Raw genomic sequence first — 11319 nt, forward strand, 5'->3', positions numbered from 1 at the left:
AGATGAGTGATACTTTTTGGGCTTTTGTTGGGTTAGTTCTTTTTTTAGCTCTTTTAGTCTATTTCCAAATTCCACAGAAAATTATACACCATCTTGATGCACGTGCGAAGCGTATCAAAGAGGAGCTTGATGAAGCTTTGCGTCTTCGCGAAGAGGCGCAGGAAATATTAGCTGAATATCAACGCAAACATGCAGAAGCAGAAAAAGATGCGCAAGAAATTATCGCAGCGGCAAAGCATGAAGTTGAATCTGTTATTGCTGAGGCTCGTAAAAAAGCAGAAGAATATGTAAAAAACCGCAATAAATTGGCAGAGCAAAAAATTGCTCAAGCAGAAGCCGATGCAGTACGCATGGTTTCTTCATCGGCTATCGATTTAGCAGTTTCTACGGCACGTATCCTTATGGCAAAGGAATTAGATGCTAACAGGACAGATGGACTCGTTAAAGAAGCTCTTTCAAAAGAAACATTAAACAAAATGAAAACACATCTTAATTAATAGTATTTTAGAGATAAAAAGCTGCTTTTTTAGGTGCATAATTTTTTCAATATTAAATGTTTTATCTATTATGTTGTGATAGCTAGTCTTGAATGGGGTAGGCATTGAATTTAGAGAATTCATATTCTCTAGCTTAGATTTGTCTTTTTATTTTACTTATGAAGATTATAATTAGGCGTGCCATTGTTTAGGTTTTTACGAAACAATCAGCAAACACTGTGATTATGTTATAAGTTAAGATATTGTGACGATTTTTACATGAGGCAACTGCTTTTATGTTTAGCGGTTTTATGGAAAACAGCTTTCATATTTTTCAAGAAATCTTTTTATCTGTTGTTATCTCTCTTATGAAGACAATTCTGACTCATGATGGGAGAGTTTAAAGTAAAAATTTTTTATTCTATATTCTCAGTATGAGAAAGCGATAAATTGATGATTATAAATCAATAAATTTGTTTCTCGATGATTTAATCAATCATTACAAAGTGTCGTTTATACTTGGGATTTTACGATTTTTTAAAGTGACCTCAAAATTTATAGAGAAATGTTTTTAAATGGAAGCACGTTTTTTATAAAAAACAGATACTTTAACATGCTATATATTGATTTATAATGATAATTTACTGCCGTTCAATTTGAATGAGAACCTTGAATACGGTAAGATTTTTTCATTTCAAATCTGTGCCATGTTGAATCGAGCAAAATCATTTTTTTGCATGTTACAGGCAGGGGGTGATTTGTAGAAAAATTGTACAAGAAAGGATTATTTCTTATCAGTCGTCTCAAGTACTTAAGAGTTGTCGGCATTGGTTATTTGATAAAAATGATGTATGACGGTGCTTGCACGCTTCTTTTATAAGCGTAAAGATAGCTGGACTCAACGGGCTTTATCATTATGGACGCTGTCGAAAAATGGGGCTAGGTGGCTGAAGAAATGTTTCTTTAAAGAAGACTGTGAATAAGAACCCCAAAGGCATCTTAACTTACAGAATACAGATGTTCTACACATTGATATGTTTATTTTAAAAGGATATTTCTCAACACATGTTCCTTCTTTATTTTACAACAACATCTGTGAATAATCGCATCCTTCTGTAGAGTATATAAAATCTATGAGGCATCATCATTGTTTCATTTAAAAAATGCGAACTGACAGCATTTATATTATTTGGCTAATTCTTCTTATTTTGCAACAATATTTGGCATAGCTCATGGGGAGAGCTTTAACTCCTTTTCAATATGTTGCGCGATGCAATAAGGGCGCTTATGGTGTGTTGTAAGAGAGCGGTTTTAATTAATTCAATATAAACAGATTTAAAATGCAAGAATCCTACGGTATCCAATTGTATTATTCAATATAAGATGATGATATACAATTCTAATCAATAGCTCATATAATATTTTGAAATATCCATTAATAAAAAATTTATCTCTATTATTTTTATTCGTTAACAGAACATTTTTGTTTTAAAGGACAAGTTTCGAGAAATCTGCAACCGCTTGTGTAAGCGTGTAGGTACGTTTGAGAAGAGCAAGACGATTAGCGCGCACATTAAGGTTTTTATCGTTCACCAATACTCTCTCAAAAAATAGATCAATGACTTTTCCAAGTGGTACGAGCACACTGAGCGCGATCGATAAATTTATTGCATTGATAGGATTAAGAATCTTTTTTTCTATTTCACAGACTGTATGATAGAGCTGCTTTTCTTCTTCCTCCACAAAGAGTTCAGGATTAATTTCATTTGCGATCGTTGTGCTTTTTTGAAATTCATTTTCAAGAATATTCGCAGTCCGTTTTACAGAGGCTACAAAGCTCATTCCGTCATTTGTATTGATAAAAGCAATCAGCGACTCGACACGGCGTGCAACCAATAAAAAATCATCAGAATCTTTATTTAAAACGGCTTCAAGGGCATCATAACGAGCCCCTTCCTCTTTTAGATAGATTTTCAGACGGTCATGAAAAAAGAATAACAGATCTGATAAAATATAGTCTGTTTTTTCAGGAAGTAGATTTTGCCATTGTGAATTTTCGCTTTGAGAAATTTCATATTTATTTTTTTGTTGTAAGAAAAGATTCGCTGCAAACTGAAACAGTGGCATAAGATCGATTTGCCAGTCGCATGAAAGGACAAGCCTAATAATTCCTAAGGCTGCTCGTCTTAACGCATAGGGATCTTTTGAGCCTGTTGGTTTTTCATTAATGAGCCAAAAGCCAACAAGCATGTCAATTTTGTCGGCGAGCATAACCGTTATAGCAAGAGGTTCTTGCGGAAGACGATCTGTTGGTCCTTGAGGTTTATAATGCTCTTCAATGGCTTCAGCTACACGAGGATCTTCCCCTTGAAGAAGGGCATATTTTTTCCCCATTATCCCTTGTAGTTCAGGAAATTCTCCGACAATTTCTGTTTGCAAATCAGCTTTTGCAAGGATGGCTGCACGTTTTGCTAAAAGAGGCTCTGCTTGTATCAAAGGGGCAATTTTTTGCGTGAGTTTAGCAATCCGTTTTACTCTTGCACCTTGCGTCCCTAATTTGGCATGAAAAGTTACATTCAAATGATCAAGTCGCGCCATTCTTTGATCGAGAGGTTTCTTTATATCAAGATCAAATTTTTTTATAGAAGATTCTAAATGTTGAATATCGGGCAAATCACGCTGATCTGTTTGCCAAAAATAGAGTGCATCAGAAAGACGGGCACGGACAACCTTACTATTTCCTTTTGAAATTTCTTTGCCTTCATCATTTGCAAGAATATTAGAAACGAGAATAAAATGATGAGAAAGTTTTACTTTTTCTCCTTGTTTACGGGTGACAAAACATTTTTGATTGGCTCGAATGGTCAAGCGAATAATTTCTGGAGGAATATCAAGAAATGATTTGTCAAAGTTCCCCATAAGGATAACAGGCCATTCAACAAGACCAGAAACTTCTTCTAAGAGGGCATCGTCCTGAACCAGTTCTAAACCGTTTGCAAAACAAAGATTTTGGGCATCTGCTAAAATAATATTTTTTCGTCTTTCGGCATCTAGGATGACTTTGTGGGTTTCAAGTTTCGTCACATAATCATCAAAGCGACGTACTTGGAATGGCTTTCCATCACTTAAGAAACGATGACCATAAGTAAGATTACTGCTTTTAAGAGAACCAATTGTAAACGGAATAATATGCGTTTCACCAATTTCTGGTCCGAAGACGCAAAGAATATTTTGTAAAGGTCGAATCCACTTTAGAGCACCACTTTTTGCGGAATCTTTTCCCCAACGCATCGATTTTGGCCACGGAAAGTTGCGGATAATGTTCGGTAAAATATCTGCAATAATTTCTTCTGCTGCACGGCCTTTTTTTACAATTTTAGCAATATAAAAATCACCTTTTTTGTCATCATGTCCAATCTGGGCTTCAGAAATATCGTTAAGCCCCGTTGCACGCAAGAAACCATCAATGGCTTTCTGTGGTGACTTTGTAGAGGGACCTTTGCGTTCCTCATGGATATCTTTTGAACGTATAGAAAGTCCGCGTATGTCCAATGTTAGTCGACGAGGTGTCCAATATTCACGAGCTGCTTTATAGGTCAACCCAGCATTCACAAGTTGATCTGTAACAGCTTTTTTAAGATCAGCAGCCGCTTTTCGTTGCATACGTGCAGGGATTTCTTCACTGAAAAGTTCAAGAAGAAGATCAGACATTAGGCCTCTCCAGTGTATATTTGTCCAGCTTCTGTGAGTAAGAAGGCTTCCCCACAACGGCGCGCGAGATCACGAACGCGAAGAATGTAATTTTGTCGTTCGGTTACAGAAATAACGCCACGTGCTTGCAAAAGATTAAAGATATGACTCGCTTTAATACATTGATCATAGGCAGGAAAAACACAGCGATGGAATGTATTTTCTTTATTGGGGATTCCTGCATTAAGAAGTGCATTGCATTCGCGTTCAGCATCGATAAAATGCTGGTGAAGCAATTTTGTATCAGCAAATTCGAAGTTATAATATGAATATTCCTGCTCTGCCTGTAGAAAAATATCTCTATAACTTATTTTGTTTTCTTCTTCCAAACCATTAAAGTTAAGGTCATAGACATTATCAACCCCTTGAATATACATTGCTAGACGCTCAAGACCATATGTGAGTTCTCCTGAAACTGGAGTGCATTCAATGCCGCAAACTTGTTGAAAATAAGTAAATTGAGAGATTTCCATCCCATCGCACCAACATTCCCATCCCAGCCCCCAAGCGCCAAGGGTTGGACTTTCCCAATCATCTTCAACAAAGCGAATATCATGCAGTTTTGTATCAAGCCCGATCGCTTGTAGCGATTTGATATAAAGTTCTTGTAGATTAGGCGGAGAGGGTTTGAGAAGAACTTGGAATTGATAATAGTGTTGTAAACGATTTGGATTTTTACCATATCGGCCATCTGTTGGACGTCGAGAGGGTTGGACATAAGCGACCTTCCAAGGCCGTGGACCTAGAGAGCGTAGTGTGGTTGCTGGATGAAAAGTTCCAGCGCCGACTTCCATATCGTAAGGTTGCAAAATGGCACATCCATAGTGAGCCCAATAATTTTGCAAAGTTAAGATTAGTCCTTGAAAAGAACGTTTAGGGTTAAGGTGCTCAGGCAGTTTCACGCTTTATACTCTTTAAATATTGAATAATACAGATAGCGATTAAAGAAACCTTAGTTTCTATGACATCTATTATTTCATGTGGTTTACGGTTAAGCATCATTTATTGCAAACCAAATTTCAACTTTTCTTGAATTTGTTTAGAATTTTCTGGTTGTCCGTCAATTGCATGATTCCATTGAAATATGGCCTCCCGTTTACGCCCAACTTTCCAATAGGCATCTCCTAAATGATCATTCAATGTTGGATCTTCTGGTTGTAGTCTGACAGCCTTTTCTAATATTTGCACTGCTTCGTTATATTCTTTTAATTTATAATAAGCCCATCCTAAAGAATCGAGTATATAACTATTATGAGCTTGCAAAGCAGAAGCTTTTTTCAGCATGTAGAGCGATTCTTCAAGCTTCTCACCTCTCTCCACAAGGGAATAGGCTAAATAATTAAGAACTTGGGGTTGGTTTGGAAAAAATTCAAGGGCTTTTCGCAAGTCAATTTCTGCTTTTGGCCATTTTTTTAGACGTTCAAAAGCAATACCACGTTGATAAAAAAGCTTCCAATCATCTTGCTGAAAGTTTTTTACTTGGGCAATAGCATGGTCTAGAGTTTTCGTGGCTTCCAGAAAATTATTGTTCTGCATATAAAAAGCAACAAGTGTTATCAAAATGTTACGATCATTAGGAAACTTTTTATTTAACAATGTGAGCAACTTTATTGCTTCTTTGTAATTATTGTTATTGGCAAGAAGGAACGCAAGATGAAGTTGACCATCTTTGTAATAAGGTGATTTAGGGGATAAAGCGCGATAAAGTTTAATAGCTTGATGAGGATCACCCAATTTAGCAGAAATTTGTGCGAGCTGAAAGAGTATTGCGTCATTTTGAGGGTATAAGGTGAAAGATAATTGTTTTAAAATACGTGCAATGCGCCCTGAGTTTTGGGAGTTGAGAGATGTTCCAAAATTATACAATACCTCGGCTGCTCCTTGTTGAGGTGTTTTAATCGACCTTTCTAAGAAAGCATTCTTTTCAATTTTTTCTCGAAAGTTTTTAAGGACATCTCGACCTGACAACATTTGTTCGCCATGCTGGATTGTCTGAAGAGCTTGGTTGTGCATATTATGGCGCAATTGGAATGAGGCATAGGCTGCAATAATACGTTCATAGGTATTAGGAGCGGTAAGAGTCCCCTGTTTGTTATTTAGTGCTTTAATGAAATATTTTTTTGCATCTTGTGGATGTTCTGCAAGGTCGCTCATAAGTGCTAGATGATAGGATATAAAAAGATCATACCAAACTGGCTCTTTGAGCTTCTTAAGCTCAGTGATTGCTTGAGATTTTTGTCCAGATCCAAATGTAATCCAAGCACTGATGAGTTCAAATATTGGGTTATTGGATGTTGGTCGTTCTTTTAATTGCAGGAGGAGCTTGGCATTCTTATAATCTTTTTTGATGAGACTTTCTATTGACAATGTTAGGGAAACAAAGGGCGTTATAACATCTTGCTCTTTGAGCTTTTTGGCTTGTTGTACAGCTCCTTTAAAGTCTCCCACCGAGAGCATAGCTTCAAGGAGCTCTTTTTGTGTTTCAATGTTGTTGGGTTGATAGACGAGTGCCTGTTTAAAATAATTGATGGCGAGGTCTGTTTTATTTTCATGATTTGCAACCATTCCAGCGAGATATGCACCTGTAAATGAGGTTGTGTGAGTCGCTGTGCTTATTTTACTGTAGGTAGGGGATAGCATCAGCATGATACCCACAATAAAGAGGGTAAAAATTCGGACTACCGTTGCAGAACACATGGAGCTAATCCTTTTCAAGATAATCAATTGATTGTGTCGTTTATAGATCATATCTCATTACTTTGTTGATAAATACTGTGATTCTTGCAAAGAATCAGTTTATGCGCGCAATACAAAACTCAACAGTTTCAACCAGAGCATTGTGAGCAGAATTTTCATTCATAGGAATAAGAGCATCAATAGCATGTTTTCCATAGATACGTGCTTGTTCTATGGTATCTGCAATGCTATTATATTTCTCCATTAAGTATTGTGCATGTGCGAAGGCTTCGTTATTGCTATTACCGTCTTCAAGCGCTTGTTTCCAGAAAGCTTTTTCAGCCATATTTCCACGCTCATATGCGAGAATAACAGGCATCGTGATTTTCCCTTCTCTAAAATCATCGCCTATATTTTTTCCTAAATTTTGAGCACTACCACTATAATCAAGGGCATCATCAATCAATTGGAAAGCTAAACCTAAGGATGTTCCATATTCACGTAATGCAGAACGTTCTTTGTTGCCATAACCAGCAATAATGGGGCCTACTTCAGCAGCTGCTGAAAAAAGTGCTGCAGTTTTTGCATTGATGATTTTAAGATAGTCTGAAGGACTGGTTTTGATATTTTTTGCGGCAGAAAGTTGCAAAACTTCTCCTTCAGCAATAATTGCAGCAGCGTTTGCTAGAACAGAAAGCGCTTCCATGGAACCGACATCAACCATCATTTTAAAAGCTTGTCCTAACAGAAAATCTCCAACAAGGACACTTGCTTGATTTCCCCAAATCATCCGTGCCGTAGATTTTCCACGTCGCAAATTACTTTCATCAACCACGTCATCATGTAACAATGTTGCTGTGTGCATAAATTCAACAGCTGTTGCGAGTTTTATATGCCCATCACTTTGATAACCGAACATATGAGTAGAAGCGAGTGTGATCATTGGGCGTAATCGTTTTCCACCTGATGAAATAAGATGGTTAGAAATTTCAGGAATCATTTCAACTTCTGATTTTGCCATAGAGAGAATAAATTGATTGACGCGCTCCATATCTTGTTGCGTAAGATTAACAAGAGATTGCAGAGAAATTTGATTATTTCTTATTGGTTCTGGTTTGATAGCTACACTCAATATATTTACTCCTAGAGTATTGCAATGGATATATATAAAAATTATTTTATTGACTAGCATAAAGGGGGTTTTGTTTTGACTCAAGCTTTTGATCGCGCATTAGAGTGTAAGTTTCGAATGAAATTGGCAAGAAATGTTTTTTTAGCCAGCGTAATATTGTTGTTATGAAATGATAAAAAAATTAAAACAGCAGTTGGAGGATAAAAGTGCGGTTTATAAAGGTGAGCATTAGGCTTTTAAATGGATAAAACAACGAATCAGAGTGGTGAAACAATAGACAGTTTTCATCGTGGGAGATTTTATTTAGTTCAACCCCATAAACAGGGACATCGTTCTGGAATGGATGCGATGTTATTAGCCAGTTTGGTTCCAAGTCATTTAAAGGGTAAGGTTGTTGATTTAGGGGCAGGTAGTGGAGCTGCAGGGTTGGCTGTTGCTTCGCGTTGTTTGAAAGTTCACGTTACCTTAGTTGAACGTTCCGCTTTTATGGTATCGTATGCTGAAAAAACGCTTATGCTCAAACAAAATGAACAACTTACTAACCGAATTTGTTTGCTAGAAGCCGATGTTACCTTTAAAGGGAAGGATCGTATAAAAGCAGGTTTGATAGATAATAGTTTTGACTTTGCGATTATGAATCCACCTTTTAATAATCCTACTGATCGCAAAACACCTGATAAACAAAAATCTGAAGCACATGTGATGCCTGAAGCAATGTTTGATAACTGGTTACGCAGTGCAGCAGCTATTGTTAAACCAGGAGGATACTTAGGGCTCATCGCACGTCCACAATCACTGACAGATATTTTACGCGCTTTAGAAGGGCGCTTTGGGGGTATTTGTATTATTCCTGTGCATGCACGTGCAAAAACAGCAGCAATTCGCCTTTTATTTTATGCAAAACGAGGAAGCAGAGCAGCCTTATCTATTTTACCGGCATTGGTTATCCATGAAAATAATGACCATACGTTTTCGCCACAGATTGATGCGATTAATAACGGATATATAAGCTTGTGGGAACTTTTGTAATGGTCTCTTGTGTTTTTAAGTTTATTATTTAAAGTCTAAACTTTGTTATTAGGGAGGTTTAATTGGGTGAAATTATATTTTTGGTTGTCATGTGGGGCTTGATTGGCGCTTTTGGGTGCTATCGTGTCCTTCCTTTTTTGTGTCCTTGCCTATTTAATTGTTCTTAAATTAAGGAGATTTTGTTTTGATGGATGTTATCAAAAATCTTATTCCACGGTGTTTTTCTTCCAGTAAACTTGAAATTCCTGTTGTTCGCCTTCAAGGGGCTATTATGGATTCATCAACATCTGTATCACGTACGCTTTCCCTTAGCAGATATGCAAATGTTTTAGAGAAGGCTTTTGCATACAAGAAAGCACCGGCTGTTGCACTTATCATTAATTCTCCTGGTGGTTCTCCTGTACAGTCGCGTTTTATCTTCAAGCGTATCCGTGACTTGGCAGAAGAAAAAAATAAAAAAGTTCTTGTGTTTGTTGAAGATATCGCAGCCTCTGGTGGTTATATGATTGCTTGTGCGGGAGATGAAATTTTTGCTGATCCTTCTTCGATTGTGGGTTCCATTGGGGTGGTTTCATCTTCCTTCGGTTTTCCGGAACTTTTGAAGAAAATTGGTGTCGAGCGTCGTGTATACACAGCAGGAAAAAACAAAGTTTCATTAGATCCATTTCAGCCGGAAAAAAAGGCGGATATTGAGCATTTGAAATCTCTCCAACTTGAAGTGCATCAAACTTTTATCGATTTAGTTAAAGAACGGCGTGCTGCAAAATTATCAAATGATCCAAATATTTTTACGGGCATGTTTTGGAGTGGCAAAAAAAGTGTTGAACTTGGTTTGATTGACGGATTAAATGATGTACGTTCTGTTATTAAGAAGCGTTTTGGTAATGAGGCAAAACTTCGATTTATTACACTTCCAAAAAGTTTTTTAGGACCTAAGCCCCCTTCCGGAGTGACAGCTCATACGGTTTATACAGCCATTGATAGTGCATTGATGGCAGCAGAAGAGCGGGCACTTTGGCAGCGTTACGGTTTGTGAGGAAAAGGATTATTCAAACGAGAGGGGAGTTTGTTTCAAAACAGATGTTAGAAAAAAAGGCTTGAAATGATATGAATGAGAATATGTCATTTATTTTATATGAGAGTTCTTCATAATATGTATTGTTTATTTAGAAAAAAATTTAAGAATATTTCGAATTGTTATAGGGTGGGTGCTCATATGGGTACAAGGGGAATATTCGTAAAAGCACCCTCTACAGGTGGATATGACGTCATATGATACCAAATGTACAAGCTGCATTTCAAAAACATTCTTATGTGTTTACACCCATTAAATTGAATTTAGCTCTGCATGTTGTAGGGCAACGTGCTGATGGTTATCATTTTATAGAAAGTTTAGTTTATTTTAGTCTTAGCGGTGATTGTCTACATTATGCGTCTTGTGAAAGTGATCAGTTTGTTTTAACGGGACCGTTTTCAAAAGAACTTGTTTCTCATTCAGACAATTTGGTTGTTCGCGCACGGGATTTGATGCATAAGACTTTTCCTGAAAGGGCTCAACCTGCTTTTTTTCGCCTTGTAAAGACACTTCCTATTGCTTCAGGCGTTGGTGGTGGCTCAGGTGATGCCGCAGGGGTTATTAGCATATTACGTCAACAATGGAATCTTGATTGTTCTTGTGAAAAACTAGCAAAGATGAGTTTAGTTCTTGGCGCTGATGTTCCTATGTGTCTTTTTGCATTGGAATATCAGCAGCCACTTTTGGTTAAAGGGATTGGTCAAGAGATTATACGACTAAAAGACGCTTGTTCTCTTGCGATAGTCTTGGTTAATCATGGACAAGAGATTTCAACACAAGCTGTTTTTAAAGCATTAGACAAGCACCATCATCCTCCTTTAAAAATTGATCCAGTCGCTTTAAAGAGCGTTGATTCATTGGTTGAAGCTTTACAAGAAACGCGAAATGATCTTTTTGCTCCGGCATTAAAAATGGCACCTCAGCTCGCTAAAGTATTATCTATATTAGATGAATGTGGCTCTCTTTTTTCTCGTATGTCTGGAACGGGGGCAACGTGTTTTGGTATTTTTAAAAATCAACAAGCAGCACAACAGGCTGCTCTTTTTATCAAATCAACGTACAAAAATTGGTTTGTAAAACCAATCATGACTTTGGGAACTATTTGAGAAGTAACGGTAAAAGATTTTATTTTTTATACACAATGGGGAGATAAGCAAAGGAATGTATTTCCTGTTTTTTAA

8 protein-coding genes are annotated in these 11319 nt (G+C 37.0%); 4 read left to right on the plus strand and 4 right to left on the minus strand.

Features of this window, described 5'->3' with window-relative positions:
- The first annotated feature begins 2 nt into the window (after nucleotides 1-2).
- Complete coding sequence (locus AC6ER9_RS05755) at nucleotides 3-497, plus strand: F0F1 ATP synthase subunit B (protein WP_497073846.1); 495 nt, start codon at nucleotides 3-5, stop codon at nucleotides 495-497.
- A gap of 1467 nt (nucleotides 498-1964) precedes the next feature.
- Here the strand turns inward: AC6ER9_RS05755 and glyS are convergent.
- The 4 genes from glyS to AC6ER9_RS05775 all read right to left on the minus strand — a co-directional run bounded on the left by glyS (nucleotide 1965) and on the right by AC6ER9_RS05775 (nucleotide 8094).
- Nucleotides 1965-4187: a glycine--tRNA ligase subunit beta gene (glyS, locus tag AC6ER9_RS05760; RefSeq protein ID WP_497073847.1), complete on the minus strand. Its 2223-nt coding sequence runs from the start codon at nucleotides 4185-4187 to the stop codon at nucleotides 1965-1967.
- Complete coding sequence (locus tag AC6ER9_RS05765; protein WP_497073848.1) at nucleotides 4187-5128, minus strand: glycine--tRNA ligase subunit alpha; 942 nt, start codon at nucleotides 5126-5128, stop codon at nucleotides 4187-4189. The genes glyS and AC6ER9_RS05765 overlap by 1 nt, the downstream gene beginning before the upstream one ends.
- 100 nt (nucleotides 5129-5228) lie before the next feature.
- The gene (locus AC6ER9_RS05770) at nucleotides 5229-6923 is read right to left on the minus strand and encodes a tetratricopeptide repeat protein (RefSeq protein WP_497073849.1); all 1695 of its coding nucleotides are present in this window, start codon (nucleotides 6921-6923) and stop codon (nucleotides 5229-5231) included.
- A 94-nt stretch (nucleotides 6924-7017) separates the two neighbouring features.
- The gene (locus AC6ER9_RS05775) at nucleotides 7018-8094 is read right to left on the minus strand and encodes a polyprenyl synthetase family protein (protein WP_497075290.1); all 1077 of its coding nucleotides are present in this window, start codon (nucleotides 8092-8094) and stop codon (nucleotides 7018-7020) included.
- A 180-nt stretch (nucleotides 8095-8274) separates the two neighbouring features.
- On the opposite strand from AC6ER9_RS05775, the gene AC6ER9_RS05780 reads away from it, so the two are divergent.
- From AC6ER9_RS05780 to AC6ER9_RS05790, 3 genes are all read left to right on the plus strand, one after another.
- A complete protein-coding gene (locus tag AC6ER9_RS05780) occupies nucleotides 8275-9063 on the plus strand; it encodes a tRNA1(Val) (adenine(37)-N6)-methyltransferase (RefSeq protein ID WP_497073850.1) in 789 nt (262 codons plus the stop codon).
- Nucleotides 9064-9250: 187 nt separating this feature from the next.
- Nucleotides 9251-10099, plus strand: coding sequence for a S49 family peptidase (locus tag AC6ER9_RS05785; protein WP_497073851.1), 849 nt, complete (start codon nucleotides 9251-9253; stop codon nucleotides 10097-10099).
- A gap of 236 nt (nucleotides 10100-10335) precedes the next feature.
- Nucleotides 10336-11244, plus strand: a complete 909-nt coding sequence (locus AC6ER9_RS05790) for a 4-(cytidine 5'-diphospho)-2-C-methyl-D-erythritol kinase (protein WP_497073852.1) — start codon at nucleotides 10336-10338, stop codon at nucleotides 11242-11244.
- The last annotated feature ends 75 nt before the right edge of the window (nucleotides 11245-11319 follow it).

Source organism: Bartonella sp. SL317, assembly GCF_059687655.1.